At 46.6% G+C, this 25962-nt stretch carries 15 protein-coding genes; 9 read left to right on the top strand and 6 right to left on the bottom strand.

What is annotated here, in order from left to right; genetic code table 11:
- Positions 1 to 624 precede the first annotated feature (624 nt).
- Genes CIK89_RS03925 through CIK89_RS03915 form a run of 3 tightly spaced genes read right to left on the bottom strand, consistent with a single transcriptional unit; the run spans position 625 to position 5344 of the window.
- The gene (locus CIK89_RS03925) at positions 625 to 2067 is read right to left on the bottom strand and encodes a glycoside hydrolase family 57 protein (protein ID WP_094390135.1); all 1443 of its coding nucleotides are present in this window, start codon (positions 2065 to 2067) and stop codon (positions 625 to 627) included.
- A 39-nt stretch (positions 2068 to 2106) separates the two neighbouring features.
- Entirely contained in the window at positions 2107 to 3375 is a 1269-nt protein-coding gene (locus CIK89_RS03920; protein WP_094390134.1) for a glycosyltransferase family 4 protein, read from the bottom strand.
- A 19-nt stretch (positions 3376 to 3394) separates the two neighbouring features.
- Positions 3395 to 5344, bottom strand: a complete 1950-nt coding sequence (locus tag CIK89_RS03915) for a glycogen debranching enzyme N-terminal domain-containing protein (RefSeq protein ID WP_094390133.1) — start codon at positions 5342 to 5344, stop codon at positions 3395 to 3397.
- A gap of 270 nt (positions 5345 to 5614) precedes the next feature.
- Here CIK89_RS03915 and CIK89_RS03910 point away from each other — a divergent pair, with 270 nt between their 5' ends.
- Positions 5615 to 6322 carry a Crp/Fnr family transcriptional regulator gene (locus CIK89_RS03910; protein WP_371593226.1) on the top strand — a complete coding sequence of 236 codons (708 nt, stop codon included), beginning with the start codon at positions 5615 to 5617 and terminating at the stop codon, positions 6320 to 6322.
- A gap of 37 nt (positions 6323 to 6359) precedes the next feature.
- On the opposite strand, the gene CIK89_RS03905 is transcribed toward CIK89_RS03910, so the two are convergent.
- The 3 genes from CIK89_RS03905 to gap form a co-directional block, all read right to left on the bottom strand.
- Positions 6360 to 7286 (bottom strand): diacylglycerol kinase family protein, encoded by a 927-nt coding sequence (locus CIK89_RS03905; RefSeq protein ID WP_094390132.1) that lies wholly within the window; start codon positions 7284 to 7286, stop codon positions 6360 to 6362.
- Between the two features lie 44 nt (positions 7287 to 7330).
- Positions 7331 to 8254 (bottom strand): tRNA (adenosine(37)-N6)-dimethylallyltransferase MiaA, encoded by a 924-nt coding sequence (gene miaA / locus CIK89_RS03900; protein WP_094390188.1) that lies wholly within the window; start codon positions 8252 to 8254, stop codon positions 7331 to 7333.
- 130 nt (positions 8255 to 8384) lie between these two features.
- A complete protein-coding gene (gene gap / locus CIK89_RS03895) occupies positions 8385 to 9413 on the bottom strand; it encodes a type I glyceraldehyde-3-phosphate dehydrogenase (RefSeq protein WP_094390131.1) in 1029 nt (342 codons plus the stop codon).
- 270 nt (positions 9414 to 9683) lie between these two features.
- Here gap and mscL point away from each other — a divergent pair, with 270 nt between their 5' ends.
- The 8 genes from mscL (at position 9684) to xyl3A (ending at position 25939) form a co-directional block, all read left to right on the top strand.
- Positions 9684 to 10067, top strand: coding sequence for a large-conductance mechanosensitive channel protein MscL (gene mscL, locus CIK89_RS03890; protein ID WP_094390130.1), 384 nt, complete (start codon positions 9684 to 9686; stop codon positions 10065 to 10067).
- A gap of 80 nt (positions 10068 to 10147) precedes the next feature.
- On the top strand, positions 10148 to 11824 hold the full coding sequence (locus CIK89_RS03885; protein WP_094390187.1) for a SulP family inorganic anion transporter: 1677 nt from the start codon (positions 10148 to 10150) through the stop codon (positions 11822 to 11824).
- A 99-nt stretch (positions 11825 to 11923) separates the two neighbouring features.
- Positions 11924 to 13267, top strand: a complete 1344-nt coding sequence (locus CIK89_RS03880; protein WP_094390129.1) for a D-alanyl-D-alanine carboxypeptidase — start codon at positions 11924 to 11926, stop codon at positions 13265 to 13267.
- Between the two features lie 1559 nt (positions 13268 to 14826).
- Entirely contained in the window at positions 14827 to 18123 is a 3297-nt protein-coding gene (locus tag CIK89_RS03875) for a TonB-dependent receptor (RefSeq protein ID WP_254046609.1), read from the top strand.
- A 29-nt stretch (positions 18124 to 18152) separates the two neighbouring features.
- The gene (locus CIK89_RS03870) at positions 18153 to 20285 is read left to right on the top strand and encodes a RagB/SusD family nutrient uptake outer membrane protein (protein WP_094390127.1); all 2133 of its coding nucleotides are present in this window, start codon (positions 18153 to 18155) and stop codon (positions 20283 to 20285) included.
- Positions 20286 to 20324: 39 nt separating this feature from the next.
- Positions 20325 to 22643 carry a hypothetical protein gene (locus tag CIK89_RS03865; protein ID WP_094390126.1) on the top strand — a complete coding sequence of 773 codons (2319 nt, stop codon included), beginning with the start codon at positions 20325 to 20327 and terminating at the stop codon, positions 22641 to 22643.
- A gap of 26 nt (positions 22644 to 22669) precedes the next feature.
- Positions 22670 to 23134, top strand: a complete 465-nt coding sequence (locus tag CIK89_RS03860; RefSeq protein ID WP_144007300.1) for a hypothetical protein — start codon at positions 22670 to 22672, stop codon at positions 23132 to 23134.
- 222 nt (positions 23135 to 23356) lie between these two features.
- Positions 23357 to 25939 (top strand): xylan 1,4-beta-xylosidase, encoded by a 2583-nt coding sequence (xyl3A, locus tag CIK89_RS03855; RefSeq protein WP_094390124.1) that lies wholly within the window; start codon positions 23357 to 23359, stop codon positions 25937 to 25939.
- The last annotated feature ends 23 nt before the right edge of the window (positions 25940 to 25962 follow it).

Genomic DNA, 25962 nt, shown 5'->3' with positions numbered 1-25962 from the left:
CCTAAACAAGATGGTAGCTTTGCAACAAACCATTTAACGAATAACCAAAACTGCGCATTTATGTTTACAAACAGTACATTCAGCAACCCCAACTGGTTACAACAGAAGGATCATGAGTCTTCATTTGACACCCGACCCGTTATCGTTCGGTTCTCGTTAACTTCTCGTTCGGTTCTCGTTAGGTCCTCGTTCGTCTCTCGTTCGTCTCTCGTTGGTTATTCGTTAGTCTATCGAAGACCGAACGAGGACCGAACGAGGAACAAGCAAAAAACGAACGAAAGAGCAACGAACGTCGATCGAGAAGCCGACGGGAAACTATCGAAGTCACGACGAGAAACTGCCAAACTTGATGAGAATGGCAGACTTCGGTTGATTTATCCCATGGCGAGAAAAGTTGCCATGTAATGGAGCTAACGAAACACGAACTGTCAGCGGTGATGCTTGAAAAGTGCGTATGAAAGCGTTGTGCCTTACGAAGGATGAAGCAAATGCTAATGACCGATTTGTGTTTATCTATAGCAACAAGAAAAACTCGTTGCACATCACGATCTGTACGTGCAACGAGTTTGGCTTTTTATGAGTTAGAATACACCAACTATGTGGGAAATATAATCCCTCACGCTATTACTTCTTTGATGTAGTCTTTGTGGCTGCCTTTTTAGCGGTAGCGGTTTTTGCTTTAGAAGTCTTCTTTGCAGTAGTCTTAGCAGCCGGCTTTTTAGCTGGTGCCTTTTTGGCAGCTGGCTTAGCAGCAGGCTTTTCGCTACCATCTTCATACTTTGCGAGCAGTGTGTGCAAGCGTGCAATCTCCTTGTCTTTATATACGATTTCATCTCCTTGATTGCGGATGGTGGTCAACAAAGCATTCAATTCCTCATTGTCGATTTCGGCAGGATAGAGTGCATTGACGCGGTTGATGAAGTCGCCAAGTATATTCATATAGTTGGTGAAAGCATCAAATGGTCCGCTATAGAAACCACGGTCCAGTCCAACGTTGGATGGTTTGGTGGTCATGAAACGGAAGTTGTTGCTTGCCTGGAGGTAGTCCCAGTCCTGATTGATGCCTGGATCGTCGGCAATGCGCAGGCGGTCTGCCACGCTATAGAGCTTATTGAAGGCTTCGCGCTGCAAAGCGTTGCCAAGCCATGAGCTTACATCGCGCTCTTCATCTACCCATGAGAGCGTATCGGGTACATCGAGTGCACCAACACTCTTCACCTTCATGCAGATTTCTGTAGGTGTAGAGAAGGTGATGCCTTTGTCTTTCGCACAGGCGGGCAATGCCTTGATGAACTCCAGAATGTTGCTTGACAGTGGTTGTGCGATGCCAAGTGCCGAGAGTTCCATGAAGATATTGATGATTTGTTCCTCTTCTGGGAAACGAGCAATGCGGTCTATATATGAATCGGCAAAGAGCGGATATCCTTCCCAGTCAGAATTGTTGAAACGCAGTGAAATATCGTCAGAGAGTTCCACGTCGCGCAGCAGCAATTTGAGGTTGGGGGCCATGGCGCAATGATATACGTAGTGTGGCGATTTCCATCCGAGCACGTGCTTAGCACCTTCGGTGAGCATACCTTTGAATCCCATAGCAGCAGCCTGTGCGCCGATATCGTCGCTGTAGATGAGTGATGAATTGCGCAATACGGTTGGGCGTTTGCCGAAGTATTCTTCAATTTTCTGGCACTGCTTCTTGACGTCGAGGGCAAATGTCTCTTCGTTGGCAAGTGATGACAATCCGTGTGAATAAGGCTCAGCGAGAAACTCTACACATCCTGTGTTGTTCAGTTCCTGTAGTTTCTCCAATACCTGTGGGGCGTGCATTTCCAATTGCTCCATGCCGACTCCAGAAAGGGAGAATGCCACTTTAAACATCTGTCCGTTGTCGCGAATCATCTCGCCAATGGCATTGAGGGCGGGCATGTAACTGCGTTCTGCAATGTCGCAGATGGTACGCTCGTTCTCGTAGTCATCATAATAATAGTGATCGGTACCGATATCAAAGAAACGGTAACGTTTCAGATGTGTGATCTGATGTATTTCAAAATATAAACAAATGGTTTTCATAATCTATTCATTGTTTGTTGTTGTGTTATTGATAAGTAACTATTCCCAGCCTAAAGTGCGGAGGTAGAGGGTGCGGATCCATGCGCCAACCTTCTCCCAGGTGATTTGGTCAACTTCCTTCTTGCCTTCCTCTTTGAGGTAGTTGAAGAGTGAATCGTTGGCACAGATGCTGTAGATGGCATCTGCCAGAGCGTGGATGTCCCAGTAATCAACTTTGATACAGTTGTCGAGAATCTCTGCACAGCCCGACTGCTTACTGATGATAGTCGGAGTGCCACACTGCATGGCTTCGAGTGGCGATATGCCAAACGGCTCGGAAACAGAAGGCATGACATATACGTCGGAGTCTTTCAGACACTCATAAACCTGTTTACCGCGCATGAAACCAGGGAAGTGGAAACGGTCGGCGATGCCGCGTTCGGCAGCCAATTGAATCATGGCATCCATCATGTCGCCAGATCCTGCCATACAGAAGCGCACGTTGCGGGTGCGTTGAATGACCATGTTGGCAGCTTCAACGAAGTATTCCGGACCCTTTTGCATGGTGATACGTCCCAAGAAGGTTACCACCTTGTCGCGACCAGTATGGTCGGGACGTGGGATGGCATCGTATTCTTGTGGCAGAGGATATACGGCATTGTGCACCGTGAAGCACTTGCGTGGATCCTGATGATACTGGTTGATGACAGTCTGACGAGTCAGTTCTGATACACACATGATGCAGTCTGCCTGATCCATACCGTTCTTTTCGATAGAATAGACGGTGGGGTTCACTTTTCCGCGTGATCGGTCAAAGTCAGTGGCATGTACGTGAATGCACAAAGGTTTACCGCTCACTTGCTTGGCATGTATGCCGGCAGGATAAGTCAGCCAGTCGTGTGCATGTATGATATCGTAATCGAGTGTGCGTGCCACTACACCGGCAATAATCGAGTAGTTATTGATTTCCTCGTGCAGATTGCCGGGATAGCCTCCTGCAAACTCCATTGCACCGAGGTCGTTGACGTGCATATAGTTGAAGTCGGCATACAGATGGTCACGGAAACGATAGTAGAGATCGGGATCCATGATATTGCCTACACGCTGGCTTACATAGTCGCGATTGACGTCGCGCCATGCAATAGGCACAGCATTCATAGCTACAATGTTGCATGCCGAGCGGTCTTCATCGCCGAAAGGTTTTGGCAAACATAGTGTGATGTCCATATCGCCCTGAGCATGCAAGCCCTGCGATATGCCATAGTTAGCAGTGGCGAGTCCACCATACACGTGAGGAGGATACTCCCATCCAAACATTAATACTTTCATAGTTCTGTCCTCCTGTTAGTTACTTTTGGTATGTGTATTTCTCCAACAACTTGAGTGTGCGCAGAATTTCAGCCACATTCATGGCAAAAGCCATAGCGCCACGTCCACTGAAAGGTGGGTTGCCGTCGAAGAGTTCGCTGATGGTGCCGACGGCATGATAGTTCATTTCGTCTTCATAGCTTACCATCTGTCGCTCAATGAAACTGAGACGGCTACGCTTGTAGATTTTCAAACAGGCTTCCATATAGAATCCTTCAAGCCATGGCCATGCTGTGCCCTGGTGGTAAGCATAGTCGCGTTGTGCCTGTGGACCAACATACATGGGGTTGTATCCACCGCTTTTGGGCGATAGCGAGCGCAGTCCCTTTGGAGTGAGCAGTTCGCGAGTGCATATGTCGAGCACATTCTTCTTCTGATTCTGGTCAAGCGGAGAGTAGTCGAAAGCTACAGGGAAGATCATATTCGGGCGTACGCTCCAGTCCATCATATTGCCATCAACATAGTCGAGCAGATAGCCATATTCGTTGAGGAATGTGTCAACGAATGATTTTTTGCAGCGTTCTGCCAATTCTTCGAGCTGTTCGGCAAATTTAGCATCGCCAAATTCGGCTTCGAGTGAAGCGCAGAAGCGGAGCGCGTTGTACCACAGCGCGTTGAACTCAACAATATATCCAGAGCGTGGCACTACTGGGCGACCGTTGGCGGTAGAGTTCATCCAGGTGATGGCCTTGTCACGTCCGTTGGCGAACAGCAGTCCGTTGTCATCGAGGTGCATATTCTCATGACCGTCTTCCATCACATATTTTACAATGTCATGTACCAGTTTGCCATACATCTTATAGCCTTGTTCGCGGCCGGCATCCTTGGCATACTGCTGGATGGTCCATACACACCATAGGGGGACATCGGGATGTTCTATCTCGTAGAGCTTCACTGTCAGTGGTTTGCCCTCCATATATTCGCGAAGTCCTTTTTCTGAAGTCTTCATCACCAACTCAAAGTAGTCGCGTTCGCCTATGGCAAGGGTGAGTCCCGGCAGCGCTATAAATGTATCGCGTGCACGTGCCTTAAACCAAGGATAACCTGCCAGCAGGTAACGGTCATCATTGGGCTGGCGATTGCGGAACTGATGGGCTGATGCCACGAGGCAATGGTAGAAGTTGTCGCGAGGTTGGCGGATAGCTATTTCCTTTTCAAAAAGACTCTTCAGTTTGCTGGTCTTAATGGCCGATGTAGATGCAGAGAACACAATGCTCTCGCCTTTCTTGATGGGTAACTCAAAATAGCCAGGCACGTAGAGGTCTTCGTTGGAAGCGTAACCGCGCTCCTGTTCCTTCGGATATTCTACACCGCGATACCAGTCGGGCTTGAAGATAAACTCGTTTTTCTTATCAAACTGCATGTAAAGGTCGGGGTATCCGGCATACATACAGGTGCTGATGCCGTTCTCCACCTCTTGATAAGCTCTGCTTGCAACAGAGTTCTCGTGAGTAAACTGGCGTACCGAGCGGAACGCAAGGAATGGGCGGAAGCGCAAAGTAGTGGCACTGTGGGCATCAACAAGCGTATAGCGGATGAGGATGCGGTCTTCGTAACACTGGAAAATAGTTTCGCGCTTCAGAATCACACCGCCTACGCGGTAGATCATGGTAGGCACTACATCACAAGTAAATTCGCGGATGTACTTGTGACCGTTGGGGCTGTAATTGTTTCCCTGATACTTGTGGAGTCCGAGATTGAACTCAGCACCGTGCTGGATTACCGTACAGTCGAATGAAGAGAGCAACACATGGTTCTCATCGTCAAGTTCTGGTACGGGAACAACGAGCAGACCGTGGTATTTGCGCGTATTGCAGTCGGCAATAGTCGAACTGCTATAGGCACCCGAACGGTTAGTTCGCAGCAATTCACGGTGCAGTGACTCCTGCAGGTTTGTCATTACTGCTTTTTCAAATCGTAAATAACTCATAGTTCCTATTTAGGTTTTGTTAGTTTTGTATGTTATATAGGCGTCCATCATATATGCGATGGAGTTTTATTTCTCCAAAGTTACTGAATTTAGTTGTCTCTACAAAATAAAAGATAGTTTTTTTTGCAAATTCATAGAATTTTAACCCATATCATCGGTAAAAGTACCTATTAGTATTCGTTTTTCTTTATATTCTTTTTGTTTTTTCCATGATTTCAATTAACTTTGCATGCAAAGGACAATGTTTCGATCACGATAAACAACACTAACATGATTATAGAGGGAAAAAATATAGATGACCCTGTTATAGCCAAAGTCCTCACGGATCTTTGGGCACCACTTACTGATGAACAACGTCAGTATCTCATAGATCATATCACGTTGAAGGACTACAAGCGAAACGAAATGATCTATACCGAAGGTGAGAATCCAACGTCTTTGTTTTGTCTCATCAAAGGAAAAGTGAAGATATTCAAAGAGGGAATTGGTGGACGTCATCAGATAGTTCGCATGGTGAAACCGCATAGTTATTTCGGTTATCGTGCTGGATTTATGGATGAAGCCTATACCACATCGGCATCAGCTATCGAAGCTTCGCAACTTGGTCTTATTCCTATATCCGTTGTCAAATATCTTATTACGGAAAATAATCAGTTGGCGATATGTTTTATCAAACATCTGGCCAATCTCTTAGGACGTGCCGATGAACAGACTGTCAACTTGACACAAAAGCATATACGTGGCAGATTGGCTGAAGCATTATTGCGCCTAAAGGAAAAATACGGTACAGAGAGCGACGGGAAAACCCTCAATATCCGGGTGAGTCGAGAAGATCTTGCCAGTATGTCAAGTATGGCAACATGTAATGCCATCCGTACTTTGTCTGCTTTTGCAGAGGAGGAATTGGTGATTCTTGATGGTCGCCGTATTGCCATCAATGATGAGGAAAAGCTGAAAAGCATTTCGGTTTGTGGATAAGATGCGTCTTTTCCTTTGACTTATAATAGATAGAAGTTTAATCTGGAATAAGGAAACGTATCACTTCCTGCTCTACATTGATGCGATAGGAACCTACAGGAGTTCCCATCGGACGTCCGTCAACAGATACCAAGGCTTTACCACCATCTTCTATAACGATTTCTTGTGTGCGATAGGGGTGCACCATGCGATGGTTGAGCAGACGACCTGTCAGCATCATCCATAGTCCGTGGAATATCTGTACTATTTTGGCTTGATATACCAGCGATACATCCAAAAGTCCATTGTAAGGCACAGCGTTAGGTGTCAATCCGTAACCAGGACCACTACCTATACATAGCGTCATCACTCGGCGTTGTATGGTTTCGGCATTGATTTTGATGCTCATCTTATAATCCATGCGGTGGAAGATGAGTAATATGGCGGACAGAATAATAGAAAGAAAGCGAGAACCCAATATGGCGCGCGTTTGCTGACGCAGGTTCATCACGTCTGCCACCATGCCGATATTGATGCAGTTGAGGAAATAGCGATGGCATTGTTCGCCTTTCTTATTAGTATAGCGCACGCAACCAAGGTCGATGGGGCGTACACGATACTTTTTCAGCCAACTGATAGTCTGGTCAAGATTGCCTTCACGAAAGTTCCAATAGCGTGCAAAATCGTTCATCAAACCGTTGGGAATGAGTCCCAAGGCAATGGTGTCGCGCATTTGTTTCTCTACTTTCATCAGACAGTTTACCGCATCATTGAGTGCCGAGTCACCACCGGCAATGATAATGGTCTTGTAGCCGTTGTGAATCAACATATTTATCAAGCGTTCTACGCTGCCTGCAGTCTCGCTTTGCACAAAGTCGTAATCCACACCATGCTCATTGAGTGCACGCTGAATACGTTCGCGCTGCTTGCCCGAACGGTGCTTGGGACAATATAGGATGCCCCACTTCTTATCATCTACTGCCACCTTATATATTTTTTTTAATGTTGAATACTGATAGTTGGTTGTGATTATTCCGATTTGGAAATGCGCAGAATCTCCTCCACTTTTTTATCCATTGGTAGGAGAGCGTCAATCCAATGGATGGTAAATCCGCGACGTTCCATGCCTCGAAACCATGTCATCTGTCGCTTGGCAAACTGGTGAATGGCTATCTCCAACCGTTTGAACATCTCTTCGTAACTGAGTTTACCTATAAGATATTCAGTCACAAACTTGTATTCCAGTCCGTAATAAATCAGGTCTTCTGCAGGGATTCCCCTGTCAAGTAGGGCTTTCACCTCATCAGTCATGCCTTCTTCAAGACGCGATTTGAGTCTTTCGGTGATCTTGTTGCGTCGTGCTTCGCGGTCGATATCTACTCCGATGATAAGTGAATGGACGGGCGGCACCTGTCGCAGTTCTGTCGGTGTGTGGAGATTGTAGGTCTCTATTTCTATAGCACGTATGGCACGTTGTGCAGAATCAACATCGGTCGTGTTGTGCATGACAGAGCCGTTTTGTGCTTTCAATTCTTGAAGCATAGCCGTAAGTTGTTCCAGCGACTTGCCTTCAAGGTCTTTGCGCAGTTGCTCGTTTTGTGGAACGGGTGATAGGGAATATCCTTTCAATACAGCTTCGATATAAAGTCCAGTGCCACCACATAGGATGGGTATCTTGCCTCTGTTCTTGATATCGTTGTATGCCTGTTGGAAATCCTGCTGATATTGGAAAAGGTTATATTTCGTGCCAGGTTCGCAGATGTCTATCAAGTGATAAGGCACTGCCGTACCATTAACCACATAGTCCTTCAAGTCTTTTCCGGTTCCGATGTCCATGTGTTTATAAACCTGTCGGCTATCTGCACTGATGATTTCACAGTTTCTCAAGCTTACTGCCAAATGGGCGGCAAGGTCGGTCTTTCCCGATGCAGTAGGACCAAGAATGGTTATCATATCGAATGGCATAAGCGGTTAGAAGTGTATTGAAGGATAGCTATAATTTTGTCAAATTAGAAAAATAGCCGCCCAAGGCACATGCCAAGGGCGGCTTTTATCAATGTTGCCTTTTTGGGGACAATGCTAATTAGCAGTTCTCTGAGAAGTACTTGATAGTACGAACCATCTGAGAGGTGTAGCTGTTCTCGTTGTCGTACCAAGAAACAACCTGTACCTGATAGGTGTCGTCGTCGATCTTGCTAACCATGGTCTGGGTAGCGTCGAAGAGAGAACCGAACTTCATACCGATGATATCGCTTGATACAATCTGATCCTCGTTGTAACCGAAGCTCTCAGTCTGAGCAGCCTTCATAGCAGCGTTGATGCCCTCAACGGTAACGTCCTTACCCTTAACAACAGCAACCAAGATAGTGGTTGAACCAGTAGGAGTTGGAACGCGCTGAGCAGAACCAATCAGTTTGCCGTTCAGCTCGGGGATAACGAGACCGATAGCCTTAGCAGCACCAGTTGAGTTAGGAACGATGTTCTGAGCACCTGCACGTGAACGACGGAGGTCGCCCTTGCGCTGAGGACCGTCAAGAATCATCTGGTCGCCAGTGTAAGCGTGGATGGTTGACATGATACCGCTGGCGATAGGAGCGTACTTGTTCAGAGCAGCAGCCATAGGAGCCAAGCAGTTAGTGGTGCAAGAAGCAGCGCTGATAACGTTGTCGTCCTTGGTCAGAGTGGTGTGGTTTACATTGTAAACGATAGTGGGAAGGTCGTTACCTGCAGGAGCAGAGATAACGCACTTGCGGGCACCAGCCTTGATGTGTGCAGAAGCTTTCTCCTTTGAAGTGTAGAAACCTGTGCACTCGAGAACTACGTCAACACCCAGCTCACCCCAAGGAAGCTCAGCTGCGTTTGGTTTAGCGTAGATGGTGATTTTCTTACCGTCAACAACGATGTAGTCTTCACCAGCCTCTACGGTGTGTTTGCCTTCGCCGTACTTTCCAGCGAAACCACCCTGAGCAGTGTCATACTTCAGAAGGTGAGCCAACATTTTAGGACTTGTCAGGTCGTTGATGGCAACAACCTCGTAACCATCTGCTTCAAACATCTGACGGAAAGCCAGACGACCAATACGGCCAAAACCGTTAATTGCTACTTTTGTCATTTTCTTAAAATATTTAAAAGGTTTGTTATAATTTGTCCCATTAATATTGAAAAATGTGGCACAAAAGTCACTTTTTCCTGTTTTCGGGCACAAAGTTACAAAAAAATATCTAATTTTGCAGAAGAAATGGAAGTTAATTCTTTTAATAAAGTTAAAAGATGAGACTTTAACACAATTACAGGTGACAAAAGTGTGGTGTTTGCCACTTGGAGTTTGCAGAATGAATATTTAAATCACTCGTGTAACATATAATTAAAAAAAGAAACAGTTATGAGTTTTATTAGTGAATTCAAAGAGTTTGCCATGAAGGGTAACGTGTTGGACATGGCTGTCGGCGTTATCATCGGCGGTGCATTCGGAAAGATCGTTTCAAGTCTGGTTGACAATGTGTTGATGCCTATCATTGGTGTGCTCACTGGTGGTGTTGATTTCTCTGCACTGTCGATTAAGGTTGTTGATGCTGAGGTGAAGTATGGCATGTTTGTACAGAATGTCATTGACTTCTTGATTATTGCTTTCTGTATCTTCCTGATGCTTAAAGGTATCAATAAGTTCAACCGCAAAAAGGCAGAGCCCGAACAGCCTGCAGCTCCTGCTGGTCCTACTCAGGAAGAACTTCTTGCTGAGATACGTGATTTGCTCAAAAACAAGTAACTTTAAGTATAACTTATTTATTAATAAGGTGACACCCGTCACGGCGTCACCTTATTATTTTTGTTTTCAGTATAATAATGATAAAAACATTGGATTTTAAGCCGAAGTTCTTTTCGGCTATTGCACATTACGACAAAAAGACGTTTGTCGCCGACGTTATGGCGGGACTAATAGTTGGTATAGTAGCTTTGCCATTGGCGATTGCTTTTGGTATAGCCAGTGGTGTCTCACCAGAGAAGGGTATCATCACTGCCATTGTTGCCGGACTGTTCTGCTCGCTTTTCGGTGGTAGCAAGGTTCAGATTGGCGGTCCTACAGGTGCTTTCATCATCATCGTCTATGGCATCATTCAGCAATATGGTATGCAGGGTCTGACCATTGCCACACTGATGGCAGGTGTGTTTCTGATACTTCTCGGTGTATTGCGATTGGGAACCATCATCAAATATATACCTTATCCTATTGTTGTGGGCTTCACCAGTGGTATCGCCGTTACCATTTTCACCACTCAGGTAAAGGATTTGTTGGGTATGCAGATGACTACTGTACCTGCCGACTTCATGGAAAAATGGGTGGCATATATTAATAATATAGCGAATATCGACCTTTGGAGCACCGTGATGGGTGTGGCAAGTGTCATTATCATCGCACTCACACCGCGTGTGAGCAAGAAGGTGCCGGGTTCGTTGGTGGCAATTATTATCATCACTGTGGCAGCCTTGTTGCTCAAACAGTATGCCGGTGTGACCACCATAGAAACTATTGGCGACCGCTTTAGCATCCATTCCGAACTGCCCGAAGCCACGTTGCCCGCCCTTTCATGGGAAACCATTAAGGGATTGGTAGGTCCGGCAGTGACAATCGCTGTGTTGGGAGCCATCGAATCGTTGCTGTCTGCTACAGTGGCAGATGGTGTGATAGGTGATCATCATAACTCCAATACCGAATTGATAGGTCAGGGATTGGCTAATATTGCATCGCCACTCTTTGGCGGTATTCCCGCTACTGGTGCCATTGCACGCACGATGACCAACATCAACAACGGTGGACGTACTCCCGTAGCCGGTATTGTACATGCCGTAGTGTTGTTGCTCATCTTCCTTTTCCTCATGCCCTTGGCACAATACATTCCGATGGCTTGTTTGGCAGGAGTATTGGTGGTGGTATCCTATAATATGAGTGGTTGGCGTTCCTTCCTTGCTATGTTGCGCAATCCGAAGAGCGATGTTACCGTATTGTTGCTCACATTCTTCCTTACCATCATATTCGATCTTACCGTTGCTATTGAATTTGGCCTTATCTGTGCATGTCTGCTCTTTATGAAACGTGTGTCAGAAGCTACCGATGTGACAGCTATCTACGATGAAATCGACCTCAACGAGGATGCAGACATGGAGCGTGGCGACCTTATCCACCTGACTATTCCTGAAGGAGTGGAGGTGTATGAGATTAACGGTCCCTACTTCTTCGGTGCAGGTAACCGCTTCGAGGATATCATGTCGAGCTATAACGACCGACCCAAAGTGCGCATCATCCGCATGCGTAAGGTGCCGTTTATCGACTCTACCGGTCTTCACAACTTGGAGAACATGTGTTTGATGAGCCAGAAGGAAGGTATCACTGTCGTGTTGTCGGGCGTCAATCCCAAGGTTGAAGCCGTGTTGCGCCGCAACAATTTTGAGAAATTGTTGGGCAAGGAGAATATCTGCAGCCATATCGACTTGGCACTTGCTCGTGCCAACGAGATTATTTCTTGAACACCAGAATTATATTGAAATGAATGAACGATTCCCCTTTACCCCTGTGGGGTGGGGGAATCATAGCTAAAGACCGCACTTAGGTGGGGCTTATACAAGATGGAAAAAAAACGTAGAAGACGCATTCGCAAAGGAAGGGTAGCATTGTTGTTGCTCTTCCTTGCTGCGGTTATCACAGTCATTTATTATATCATAGTAGCGCTTGTTGCATTCTTTAGTTGGTTAAGTGCAGACGAGCCAGTACAGGAAGAGAAGCCTACGCTGCATGTGACACCAGAGATGCTTGCATGTGACGAAAGGATGCAACACCGTTTGGACAGTCTGATGCACAAACCGTTGCGACTAGACACCAACAAGATTGCCGTCTCTGTTTTTGACGCCACCACCCAACGCTATGTCTATAGATATCATGATACGGAAAGCTTTATACCTGCCTCATGTATGAAGATTTCCACCGCTATTGCTGCGCTCAAGACTTTAGGCATGAACCACCAATATCGTGAACACATCCTCGCCATGGGAGAGATGAAGCGTGACACCCTTGTGGGCAATCTCCTTCTGATGGCCGATGATGACCCACTCATGGAGAGTTTTGATCCACTCATCAAGAAGATGCAGAGTAGGGGAATCCGTCATGTTCGTGGCAATGTGTATATCACTTTGGCACGAGAAGATACGCTGCGTCCGCATCCTACGGCGAAAGCATGGGATATACCTTACAACCGGACTCCACTTCTTCTCCGTGGCAAGCGCTATGTGGATCGCACCTTCCGAGCCTCTCTGCGTATGAATGGAGTGACCGTACGCAATGATAAAACGGTCAATGCAAGACGTTCAAAGGGTCGTTTCGGTGGTGGCAAGTATCATTATGTTGCCACCTCATCCCATCTGCTTCGCGATGTCATCACTCCCATGCTCATCCATAGCAGCAATATTAAGGCAGATGCTGTGTTCTATCATCTTGACTGGAAGCAGGGATTGATGCCCAACCGTCGTATGAATTGGGATGCAAAACATTATGCCGAAACTTTCTGGAGAGAGAAAACACAAGTGCTCGATAGTGTTTCAACGCGTCTTGTCTTTCACGACGGTTCAGGACTGTCACCCGAAAATCGTCTGTCAGCCTCTGTTCTTGTTGATATGCTGCGCTATGCTTATGGTGACAAGCAGTTGAAGGATTTCTTTATTGATGAGGCTTTGGCATCCACTGTAGGTGGCGAGCGACGCGGTTCGCTTCTTACCCGTATGAGCCATCCCGACTACAAAGGTCGTTTATTTTGTAAAACAGGCACTATGACCACCTATGGTGCATCGTCACTTTGCGGTTATCTTCTTGCTGCTGATGACCATTGGTACATTTTCTCCATCATTAATGTTGACTCTCCAGTAGCCGAGTCTCGCCTCTTCCAAGATCGTATTTGTAAGATGATGATGAAAGAATAATTCAGTTTGCTACAACACAATTCTCGGATGGCAAACATAAAATATAGTTTTAAGAAAATTTCGACCACACGACCACAGATGAGTGTATCATGTTGTCGGTCAGTGCTTTATACTGTGGTCGAAACTGAAGTGTCGACCATCAATCGACCACCAAATTGCGTTATTTGGCTTAACGAAAATGCTTATCATAAACTGATCGATATTTAGGAGAAAGTGTTTTGTCAAGGTATTACCCAACGTTTGGCAAAAGTGTTACCCAACGTTTGGCAAAAGTGTTACCCAACGTTTGGCAAAAGTGTTGCCCAACGTTTGGTAAAAGTGTTTTCAACGTTTGATAAAGGTATTATCCAGCGTTTGATAAAGGTATTATCCAGCGTTTGATAATGGTATTATCCAGCGTTTGATAAAAGTGTTATCTAATATTTGATAAAGGTGTTATCCAATATTTGATAAAGGTGTTATCAATGCTTGTCAAAGTGCTGATAAACGATAGTATTTTATAAGGAAAATAGGATCACGCTTTACTTTTGTCCTTACAGGACGTAGGCTAAATAAAATCATACACCCCAGGGTGTTACCCTGGGCTATGAAGATTTTGCCCCATTCGGGGCGTTAGTAACCCAACAACTAAAGACGGGCTAATACCCAACAACTAAAGATGTGTTAATAACCAAACAAGCAAAGGCGGGCTGAAAGCCCAATGGTTTCCTTAGCCCAGGGCATCGCCCTGCGGATATGAATGCACATAATCAACCACGTCCTGAAAGGACAAAAGTAACTCAGCTCTGCTCTTTTGCCGAAAACAATAGTAATTCCACATTGAAAAGCATCATTCTTTAGGCTGATTCGTGTACATTACATCGTTGCACTGGTGGTCGAAATGTGGTCGCAAATCCCGATTTTTAGGAATTGACCACACCTGTAAGATGTTGAAGGATAGCGTGATGCGGATATCTGTGGTCGTGTGGTCGAAATTTTCTTGAAAACTAAAATAACTTTAGGATGGTGCCATATTGGTGTTCGGTGTTAACAATTTAAGAGATTCGCGTGTGCGCGTGTGCGTGCGTATACAATAATATATATAAAGAACACGAATGATCCTTTTTGTAATACCTCCTATAAAACTACTTCAAGCACAGCCTGTACCTGCAACAATTAGCGAAAACGTTTACGTGTAATAATGCGATGAATATTTATCAGCAAAGAAAAGAAAGTAGTATCTTTGCATCATCAAACTACTGACAATTATATACACATCAACAGCATCTATGGGAAAATCCTTTTGCCCTCAAATCCCATCAAGTCTCTGGAGCGAAACTCATCGCTCCAGAGTGCTGATGGGGGACCAATACAGAAACCGACTTCCACCCAATATCATTGGAAGCAACAATTCCAATGTAAACGTTTACGTGGAACATTTCACCTTTTTTAGGTGGGTTTTAATAAATTTTAAGTAACTTTGCAAACAAACAACATCAAAAATATTACTAATTTTCAAAACTACTAATTTTATGTCTGTTTATTTTAAGAGTATTTCACGCACGGTACTTGTTCTGTGTATGCTCTTGATCGTCGGTAATGCTTATGCACAGACCGTCGCTAAGGGTACAGTCACAGACTCCAATGGCGAAGCCGTTATTGGTGCAACCGTAGTAGAAAAGGGAAATCCTAAGAATGCAGCCGTAACTGACTTCGACGGTAACTTCACCATCAAGGTGCCTGCCTCGAAGAAGCTGGTCATCTCATACATCGGTATGGTGACTCAGGAAGTTGCAGCAGGTAGCAATCTGAAAATCGTCCTCCAGGACGACAACGCCGCCCTTGATGAGGTGGTCGTTGTGGGTTACACCAGTAAAGCACGTAAAGACCTGACCGGTTCGGTCGGTTCGGTAAGCGGTGCGAAACTGGCAGTGGTTCCTGTATCATCAGCAGCCGAAGCCCTTCAGGGTAAGATTGCCGGTGTGCAGATTACAACAGTCGATGGTCAGCCAGGTGCCGACATCAACATCCGCGTTCGTGGAGCCACGTCTGTAACTCAGAGCAACCAGCCACTCTTCATCGTCGATGGTTTCCAGGTTGACAACATCAATGATATTCCTCCCACGGATATCGCTTCAATCGACGTGTTGAAAGATGCTTCTCTGACCGCTATCTATGGTGCGAAGGGTGGTAACGGTGTTGTTGTAGTTACTACTAAATCTGCTAAGACTGGTAAGGTTCAGGTGTCGTTCAACGGACGTCTCAGCGTATCTTCATTGGCACGCTCTATGAGCCAGATGAACACCTTCGAATTTGTTGACTATCAGTATGACCGTGCTGCTGCTAACGGCAACCGCTCTTCATGGGCTAAGCCTTTCCGTGGCAACTTCGGTAACCCTAAGGACATTTCTCTCTATCGCAACGAGGCTACACGCGACTGGCAGGATGAGGTTTTGGGCAACCACCCCGTCAACTACTCCAGCAACGTGACCATCGGTGGTGGTAACGAGACTACACGTTTCAACCTCTCACTGACTCAGTCAGAAGATAAGGGTATTATCCTCGGTTCAGGCGTACGTCGTACCAACATCAACCTCAAGCTCAATACCAAGATTACCAAGAACCTTGAGTTCACCTACAATCCTAAGATCAGCTATCGTCGTGACGAAGGTGCAGGTGGTGACAACATCGGTTCAGGTGGTCTGATCGACGTATTGCGCTACCGTCCTACAGCTGGTCTGCGTGAGTGGGGTTCATACGAAGAGATGGAAAATGAGGCTGATGCCAGCAACTTCCGTCTGACAAACCCAGTCAACGATATCCAAACCAACACCCAGAAGAAGCATGGTTACACCATCACCAACCAGTTTGCACTGAAGTGGTCTCCCATCAAGGGTCTCGTTCTGCGCAGTGAGGGTAACTACACACTCGGATTCAGCGATACTGAACGTTTCTATGGCTGGCAGACCGGTATGGCAAAAGCTGCCATCAACAACAATAAGCCTGTTGCTGTGCTCAATAAGAAGAACTCTGAGTCATACACTTGGACTAATACCGCTTCTTACGACTTGACTCTCCAGGATAAGCACAACTTGTCGTTCCTCTTGGGTCAGGAGATCTATCACTCACAGTATAAGGCAAACCAGCAGGCTGCCCACCTCTTCGATCAAAACATCGATGCAGAAACAGCCCTCAACAACATGGCACTCGGACAGCCCTATGCTGAACAGACCTACACCAAGCGTTCTACTGCCAACCGCACAGCATCGTTCTTCGGTCAGGTTTCATACAACTACCAGCACAAATATCTGATCTCAGGTACCTTCCGTGCTGACGGTTCTACCAAGTTTGCTCCCGGCAACCAGTGGGGTTACTTCCCCTCTATCTCTGGTGCATGGGTGATCAACAAGGAGAAATTCCTGAAAGATGTGAAATGGATTGATCAGTTGAAACTCCGCGCTGCCTTCGGTCTCGCCGGTAACAACAACATCGCTGACGATCTCTGGCGCTATCTCTACACCACCAATGCTACTGGCGGTCCCGCTTTCGGTGAGGCTACTGTAGGTGGTGAACTCTACTATGGTGCTCCAGGTAACTATCCTAACAAGGACATCAAGTGGGAAACTACGATCACCCGCAACCTTGCTATGGACATTTCACTCTTCGGTGGACGTCTGAGCATCACTCCCGAAATCTATTGGAATACCACACGTGACCTGCTCTACAATTCTACTATTCCTGGCGTATCAGGATACCAGAAGCAGATGCAGAACATCGGTAAGGTAGCCAACAACGGTTGGGAACTCACCGTCAACGGCGACATCGTACGTGGTAAAGACTATGTGGTAAGCGGTAACTTCACTCTCGGTCACAACAAGATGACCATCAAGAAGCTGAATGCTTCTGACGGTAACACTCCGCTTTATAATACTGCTGGTAAATGGAAGTCATCTATCGAAAATGACTACGTGATGCAGGTAGGTGGTGAACTCGGTCTGTTCTACGGTTTCGTATATGACGGACTCTACAACTGGGATGAATTTACCTATCCTGAAACAGCCTCTTACGAGGCCACTCCTAACAACAAAGCTACACTCAACGGCATGCTCATCGGCGGTACTGTTACCGACGGTTACGAGAATAACACCGGTAACGGTATCTTCAGCTCATCTAACTCAGGTTACTCTACTCTGCCCGGTAAGATCAAGCTGAAAGACCTCAATGGTGACGGTCAGATCGACCAGAAGGATATGACCGTAATCGGTAACACCAACCCCAAATGGCAAGGTGGTTTCGGTTTGTCAGGTCAGTGGAAGAGCTTCGACTTCACAGCCAACTTCACTTACATGCTCGACTTTGATGTATATAATGCCACAGCATTCGCTATGTCATCATCATCATCAAGCCAGTACAACTTCTTCAACGTAGATTCTAAGTTTGCTGACAAGCGTTGGCGTTATACCGCCCCAGAGGGATTTGTTAACAACGATGGTCACAACATCACCGGTGAGACACTCTACAAAAACGTCTATATCAACGGTGCACTGGGACTCTACAAGAATCTGAATGCTAATGCAAGCCTGTGGAACCCTGCAGACGTAGTCAACAACGTGATGTTCTCATACTTCGTAGAAGATGGTTCATTCCTCCGTTGCACCGACGTTACCGTAGGTTACACCCTGCCGAACCTCATCACCAAGAAGTTTGGTATCGAGAAAGTCCGTGCTTACGTTTCTGCTTCAAACCTCTTCATCCTCACCAGCTACTCTGGTTACGACCCCGAGGTTGACGTGCAGTCTGGTCTGACTCCTTCTATGGACTACAACCGCTACCCACGTTCACGCACCTTCTCTTTCGGTCTCAACGTAACATTCTAAAGATACAAACCTAAGAAACTGAAATCAATATGAAACTCAATAAGATATTTATCAGTGGAATGGCCATGTTGTCGCTGACAGCATGCGACGATTTCCTTGATGTAGATCCAGACTCAACATCAGCAAACACTGAGTTCATCTACAACAACGAAGGCGAGATTTCTACTGCACTGAATGGTGTTTATGCACAGATTCTCTCTGGAAACACCTTCGGTAATAATCTGTACAAGGATTTCCAGCTGAACAGCGATGTTGACTTCTCTACCAACACCAGCGAAACTGCATCGGGCAACAAACCCGCACGTTTCGATACGCGTTCGGATGCCGGCAACATCAACAGCCTCTGGAATGCACTTTACAAAGGCGTAGAAACTGCCAACGAATTCATCTTCAACCTGAAGAACAGCAAGCTCTATGAAGAGAAGATGAAAACTGAAATTGCCGATGGCGAAGATAATGGCGGTGTGGTAACCGAGGAAGTACCCAACGTGACCAAACTGACCCAGATGATGGGTGAAGCCAAGGTTATGCGTGCAATGTTCTATCACGAACTGCTCTCCTACTGGGGCGATATCCCCTTCACCTTCAAGGCTACCTATGAGACCAACAATCTCTATCCTGAAGTAACAGACCGTCAGGTTGTCAGCGATTCGCTGATTGCCGACCTCCGTCACGCTGCAGAATGGATGCAGTCTGACAAGGACGCAACCCTCGACGCTCCCGAGCGCATCTCGAAGGAAGCTGCCTATGCCATGATTGCACGTCTCGCCTTGCAGGCTGGTGGTTACTCATTGAACCACGATGCCAACGACGTGAATGGTTACAAGATGACTCGTCCTTCTAACTATAAGGAATACTATCAGATTGCACGCGACTATGCCAAGAAGGTTATTGATGCCGGCGGTCACTCACTCAACAAGAGCTTCCGCGATGTATTCGTTGACGAGTGCAACCACATTGCAACTAAGGGTGACGATGCAATCTTCGAAATTCCCTTCGGTAAGGACTACTCTGGTGCATGGGGTTATGCTCAAGGTCCAAAGAGCGAAGTTGACGCTAACAACGAAACCGACTTTTCTAACCAAGCATGGGGTTCTACAAGCGGTAACGTTCGCACCACTCGTTTCTATCGCCACATGTTCAAAGAGGGTGACGCCCGTCGCGACTATGTTTGCGGTACATGGGGTTACTCAAACCAGGGTCTGCCCGCTATCAACTTCAGCTACACCATGTATAACAACAAGTGGTCTAAGCTGTGGAACACTGTAGGTCTCGGTAAGGCTTCTACCGGAAACACCGGTATCAACTTTGCCTACATCCGCTATGCTGACGTGTTGCTGATGTTTGCTGAGGCTGACAACGAAGTGAACGGAGCTCCTACACAGGAAGCTATCGACGCTGTAAACCAGGTTCGCCGTCGTGCATACAATGGTGTTAACTATGAACTGACCTCTGCTCAGACTGCTACCAAGGAAGACTTCCTCAAGGCTGTGCTCGACGAGCGTAAGTTTGAGTTTGCTGGTGAGAACATGCGTTGGAAGGATCTTGTCCGCAACAACCTCTACTCAGAGCAGATTTTCTACACCTTCTTGGCTTACTACGGTGTAGCAGAAGACCAGTCAACAGGTTCACCTTACATTGATATGATCAGCGAGCACGATGGTATTGACTATGCCAATATCTCGGCTATGACCAACATCTATTATGTATATGTGAAGAATACTGGCGACGCCAACTTCCCCAACAGCAACCTCTACATGCTGTACATCGTCAATCCTTGGACGCCAGACGTACAGCCCAGCAGCAAACCTGAAGACTATTTCGCAAACCTCGGTCTGCCTTACGAGCCTGTTTCGGCAAGAGCTATCACGGGTCAGACATCATCAGCCAATGATGTGGCTTGGGGTAACAGCGAAAACATCTGGTCGAAAGAAGGTGTGCTCAAGAACGAAGTACTCTACTCCCTCTTCGGTTACATCCGTGGCGATGAGGATGGAAGCATCAAGATTGTGAACAACGGTGCTGTGGTCAACTTCGATATTGATACCCAGAATCCTGAGGCTACCGTACAGCAGTTGCCCGCAGTACGCTACTTGCTCCCTTATCCACAGGAAGCCATTGCTCGCTCTGACGGACGCTACAAGAACTATTACGGTTTCTAAGCAGTAATTCCTTATTAACATAAGAAAGACTAAAAGACAATGAAAAAATTATTCATATATTCAATGATGCTGATGGCTACGCTGTCCATATTCTCTTGTAAGGACGATGACATCAGCGAATCGGCAAACCGTGATAAGCTGTTCCGTCCGGCATTCCGCACGGACAACAACACCGGTAAGGGTTCTACCGATCCCTACAACTGCGCGATTACCGATTTGAACACAGCACACCTCTACTGGTACACCGTAGATGATGCTGTGGCCTATGAAATCAAATGGGCGATTCAGAACTATGTGGCAAATGGTGAACAGGCATGGATCGACACCGAGGCTGGTGTTGACGGCAAGGAACTGGCAGGTCACGTGGTAGTGACTGATCCTAAGCAGTTTGATTTGGTGATCAAGAACCTGAGCTATCAGACCGACTACCGTTTCGCTATCCGTGCACTCCACTCATACGATGCTAACAACGACAGTTGGAAGACTGACCCTAAAAACTCTGACTGGTATGGTTATGGTCACGGTACAGAATGGGCTGATTACTTCGGCATGCAGACTGGTGTCCGTTATGATGTACCTTTCGTTATCCAGACATTAAACATCACCAAGACTTCTATGGTGGTACGTCTGGACCGCAACATCAGCAAGTATTCTGATGATAAGAAGAAAATCTTCCGTGATCATTTCAACTTTGTAGATGCTGACCAGAATGTTCTGAAGATTGACTATCTGACCTTCACCGCTTCGAAGTCAACTCCTAATGCTACAACCAACCCCACTTATCTGCACTTCGATATTCCTGAGTCAGCATGGGTAAACGACGTAGCTGAGTTTACTATCGACGGTCTGTCTGAGAACTCGGTTTATAACATCGACGCATGGGATAGCTCGATCGAGGCAAAGGTTGACGCTTGCTACAACTCTGTAATGAAGAGTACCAAGGGTACTCCAGGCGCTCCTATCCTCATCAAGCACGTGCCTACTGCTAAGGATACTATCGGTACTGGCGAGAACATGAACATCTATGACATCTCGTCATACAACTCCATGAAGCTCGACAACATCATCTCTAACTACAATAGCGATGTAACAGTAGCAGAGAACCAGGTGTTCTATCTGGAAGGTGGTAAGGCTTACCACTTCACCAGCAACCCCAACATCTACAAGGGTATGACACTCCGCACCAACCCAGAGGATGTTGCACAGGGTAAGCGCGCTAAAGTATATCTCGGCGGTATGACCAAGACTGGTGCTAATGTCAATACCTGTAACTTCATGTTGGGTCGTCAGCCTAATGCTGGTGAGAACAGTACCATTACCCTTGACATCGACTCTATTCGTTTCATGGATCTCGACTTTGACGTTCCTATGGCTACCAACTATGGTCATGCTCAGGAAGGAAACGGAAAAGCTGTAGGTAACTACTTCATGAACATGTACTCTAACGGTATGGGTATCAATGTAACCCTCCTTGAATGGAACAACTGTACGTTCCAGGGACTTATCCGCGGATTCTTCCGTATTCAGGGTTCTAACGACTTCTATATCCACAACCTGAAGATGATTGACTGCAGCCACTATAACAGTGGATTCTACGACAACAACGGTGGTGGTTACAACTACATCCATGCTGACCACAACGGTAAGCCGAAGTCAAACATTCTGGAGAATGTAGAAATCAGCGGCAACGTATTCTACGATAGTCCAAAGGGTAGCTTGATTACTGACTCTAACCGCAACCTGAAATGGGATGCTTCTGTACGTTGGAATCTCAACATCCACCACAACACCTTCGTGAACTTCATGACTCGTTCTACAAAGGCTGCTTGGATGAATACTCGCTATATCCCTGGAGGCTCTGAAGCCAGCATTCACGACAACATCTGGATTAACACCAAGGATGCTGACGACGTGAACCGTGCTATGAATGCACTCGGTTGGGATGCTCGTAACATTCAGGGTGGTGACGGAAGTGGCAAGGTTGTATTCAACATCTACAACAACTGGACCACAAACGATCCTTATCTGAAGGGCGGACAGCCATTCAACAACAATGCCTTCAACGCTACTTCTAACTCACCAGGTAAGTGGCAGAAGACTTGGAAGGACGAACTCGACACCTACTATCCTGCAGGACTTGACGAGCTGAAGGTTCACTGCGATCCCGAACTGAAGGCCACAGACTTGATGGTATCGCCAAACCCACAGCACTTCGTAGGCGCTAAGCCAAGTCACCTTGACCACCATACCGATAAGGGTATCGACGGTCTCTACTATCAGCAGACTGAGAAAGTGCTCAACTCAGCTATCTATAAGAGCGGCGCTGGTGCACCTCGTCTGAGAAACGGTAAGAAATAATAAAGCATTAAAACATACATACGACTATGAAAATTATGAAATATGTAGCCGCAGCATTCGCTGCCGTAGCTATGACTCTCTCTTTCAGCAGCTGTTCAAGAGACCTTGATCCAGATGTTGACTCAATGGGCTGGTATCGTTGCGAGGTAACCCTCGACAACCAGGGTAGCCTGAGCGAGGAAGGTGTTGCAGCATTCGAAGATGCTGTCAACGCAGCCTATGGTCTGGAGCATGGTGCAACACACTATTTCTCTCATTGCACCAAGGCTTACATGGAGAGTAACTACAACGCAACTGTAGCTCTGTCTAACGATAAGAACGAAATCTTTACCAAGATTATCGCTCCTGTTGTTGCCTCTCAGGGCGTGAGCGACTTCACCGTGAAGTTTGCTTTCGAAGAGCAAATCACCAGTAAAAATGCTGAGGGCGAAGAGGTGAAAACCGTGAAAGAGCTGAAGTCTGTCATCTACAAGGCTTCTGACTTGAAATAACAGACATACTTAATATCTCTATGCCACAGGGGCAGGTCGAAAGGTCTGCCCCTGTTTTTTCATTAAGACGCTATCGTCTAAGCAACAGCATATAATAGGATTATACAACAACAAGGACGAACATAGATTATAGCAAATACTAACAAACAGAAAATTAACATAGGTTCAACAACATTACTCATGAGGGGCTGGTAACAGACCTTAAACTAAAAACATAACAACATGATGAAAAAGACATTACTGACACTAACAGCAATGCTGAGTCTGCATGCAACAGCACAGACTTTACCATATCAGAATCCTGCACTTACTGCAGAAGTTCGTGCCGATGATTTGTTAGGACGCCTGACTCTTGAAGAGAAGGCTAAACTAATGATGGACACGTCACCTGCTATTGCGCGATTGGGCATTCCGGCGTTCCAATGGTGGAACGAAGCACTTCATGGCATAGGCCGTAACGGCTTTGTTACGGTATTTCCAATCACCACCATGATGGCTGCGTCATGGGATGATGCATTGCTCTACCAAGTTTTTACTGCTGTGAGCGACGAAGCACGTGCTAAAAATCAAGAAGCGAAACACAGCGGTAAAGTGTCGCGTTATCAAGGATTGTCATTCTGGACTCCCAATATTAATATTTATCGCGACCCTCGTTGGGGACGTGGACAGGAAACCTATGGTGAGGATCCATACCTGACAGAACGTATGGGACTTGCTGTTGTGAATGGACTGCAAGGTCAAAGCTTCGACGGAAAACCATCGAAAGAACGTTATGCAAAACTGTTGGCATGTGCCAAACACTTTGCTGTGCATAGTGGTCCGGAATGGAATCGACACACGTTCGATATTCAGCAGTTGCCAGAACGTGACCTCTGGGAAACCTATCTCCCAGCTTTCAAGGCTTTGGTACAGAAAGGTAAGGTGGCTGAAGTGATGTGTGCCTACCAACGTATCGACGGTCAGCCTTGTTGTGGTAATGCCCGTTATGAGCGACAAATCCTTCGCGACGAATGGGGATTCGATGGTCTCATCACCAGCGACTGTGGTGCCATCCGCGACTTCCTGCCAGGATTTCATGGTGTATCAGCCGACCGTCCGGCTGCTGTAGCACAGGCTGTTGAGTCTGGTACCGACTTGGAATGTGGTTCTGAATACCGCAATCTGCCTGAAGCCGTAAAACGAGGAGACATTAGCGAAGAGCGTATCAATACCAGTTTGCGCCGACTGTTGGTGGCACGTTTCAGATTGGGAGACTTTGATGCCGACTCTTTGGTGAGTTGGACCAAGATTCCTTCAAGCGTTATTGCCTCGAAAGAACATAAGCAACTCGCTTTGCAAATGGCACGTGAAGGAACTATTCTGCTGAAGAACAACGGTATTCTGCCCTTGAAGAAAGAGAATGCTAAACGCATCGTAGTCATGGGACCGAATGCTAACGACTCTATCATGATGTGGGGAAACTATAGTGGTTCCGCCACAAAGACCGTCACCATGCTGCAGGGACTGCGCCAAAAGTTGGGCGATGTGCGTTATGTGCAAGGTTGCGGTCTGACTCGTGCAGAAGTCTATGAGAGTCGTTTCGACCACATGAAGGCTCCATTGGGCAATAGGGGAATGCAAGCCACATATTGGAATAATACCGAGATGGAAGGTACACCCGTCAATACCGTAACGATTACTTCACCCATCAATCTGAGCAATGGCGGCAATACGGTCTTTGCGCCAGGTGTCAATCTGGAGCAGTTCTCTGCTCGTTACGACGGACAGTTTGTTGCTGATACCGATGAAACGCTTACGCTGCGTGTCGGAGCAGATGATAAAGTGCGCGTCATGGTCAATGGCGATACGCTGGTCAATATTTGGAAGGTGCGTCAACGTATTCAGGAAGCTGCCCCACAACTTGAAGTCAAAGCCGGACACCACTATCGCATACAGATAGACTATGTGCAGGAAGGCGGAATGGCAGCCATGCAGTTTGACATCTGTAAAAAGCAAACACCTACTGCTGACGAGATTCTGGCACAGGTGGGCGATGCTGAAACGGTCGTCTTCGTTGGTGGAATCTCTCCGCGAGTTGAAGGCGAAGAGATGAAAGTGAGCGACCCAGGTTTCAAGGGTGGCGACCGTACAGACATCAATCTGCCTACCGTTCAGCGCCAGATATTGCAACTGTTGCACAAAGCTGGTAAACGTGTGGTCTTTATCAACTGTTCGGGCGGCGCCATCGCTCTAACAGAAGAAGCGCCACTCTGCGATGCGATTGTTCAAGGATGGTATGGTGGAGAACGTGGTGGTGAAGCCATGGCAGAGATTCTGATGGGCGAAGTGAATCCTTCAGGAAAACTGCCCATAACGTTCTACCGCAGTACCGATGATCTGCCCGACTTCCTTGACTATCGTATGACTGGTCGTACTTACCGCTATTTCAAAGGTGAAGTGCTCTATCCCTTCGGCTATGGACTGAGTTATACGTCTTTTGAAGTGGGCAAACCACAATATAAGAACGGCGTGGTAACGGTAAATGTGAAGAATACCGGCAAGATGGATGGAACGGAAGTGGTTCAGGTTTATCTGCGCCGTACTGCCGACACAGAAGGTCCGCTCAAAACGTTGCGTGCTTATAGCCGAATATCGGTCAAGGCTGGTCAGAGTCAAAAGGTCAGCATTCCGTTGCCCCGTGATCAGTTTGAAGGTTGGGATGCGAAGAGCAATAGTATGCGTGTAGTACCTGGTCAATACGAATTGATGGTAGGTACGTCAAGTGCTGATAAAGATCTGAAGACCATTAAGGTCAATATGAAATAAATGAAAAAGGGAATCAGTATTCC

Source organism: Prevotella sp. P4-119 (genome assembly GCF_002251345.1).
Taxonomy (GTDB): Bacteria; Bacteroidota; Bacteroidia; order Bacteroidales; family Bacteroidaceae; genus Prevotella.
This window is presented reverse-complemented; position numbering and strand designations above follow the sequence as displayed.

Excerpts from the sequence above, each read along its gene's own strand:
- CIK89_RS03920 (WP_094390134.1), bottom strand. The coding sequence starts at position 3,375 with ATGAAAGTATTAATGTTTGGATGGGAGTATCCTCCTCACGTGTATGGT.
- xyl3A (WP_094390124.1), top strand. The coding sequence starts at position 23,357 with ATGATGAAAAAGACATTACTGACACTAACAGCAATGCTGAGTCTGCAT.
- miaA (WP_094390188.1), bottom strand. The coding sequence starts at position 8,254 with ATGATAACCATTCTTGGTCCTACTGCATCGGGAAAGACCGACCTTGCC.
- CIK89_RS03875 (WP_254046609.1), top strand. The coding sequence starts at position 14,827 with ATGCTCTTGATCGTCGGTAATGCTTATGCACAGACCGTCGCTAAGGGT.
- mscL (WP_094390130.1), top strand. The coding sequence starts at position 9,684 with ATGAGTTTTATTAGTGAATTCAAAGAGTTTGCCATGAAGGGTAACGTG.
- CIK89_RS03910 (WP_371593226.1), top strand. The coding sequence starts at position 5,615 with ATGATTATAGAGGGAAAAAATATAGATGACCCTGTTATAGCCAAAGTC.
- CIK89_RS03925 (WP_094390135.1), bottom strand. The coding sequence starts at position 2,067 with ATGAAAACCATTTGTTTATATTTTGAAATACATCAGATCACACATCTG.
- CIK89_RS03870 (WP_094390127.1), top strand. The coding sequence starts at position 18,153 with ATGAAACTCAATAAGATATTTATCAGTGGAATGGCCATGTTGTCGCTG.
- CIK89_RS03880 (WP_094390129.1), top strand. The coding sequence starts at position 11,924 with ATGGAAAAAAAACGTAGAAGACGCATTCGCAAAGGAAGGGTAGCATTG.
- CIK89_RS03860 (WP_144007300.1), top strand. The coding sequence starts at position 22,670 with ATGAAAATTATGAAATATGTAGCCGCAGCATTCGCTGCCGTAGCTATG.
- CIK89_RS03915 (WP_094390133.1), bottom strand. The coding sequence starts at position 5,344 with ATGAGTTATTTACGATTTGAAAAAGCAGTAATGACAAACCTGCAGGAG.
- gap (WP_094390131.1), bottom strand. The coding sequence starts at position 9,413 with ATGACAAAAGTAGCAATTAACGGTTTTGGCCGTATTGGTCGTCTGGCT.
- CIK89_RS03865 (WP_094390126.1), top strand. The coding sequence starts at position 20,325 with ATGAAAAAATTATTCATATATTCAATGATGCTGATGGCTACGCTGTCC.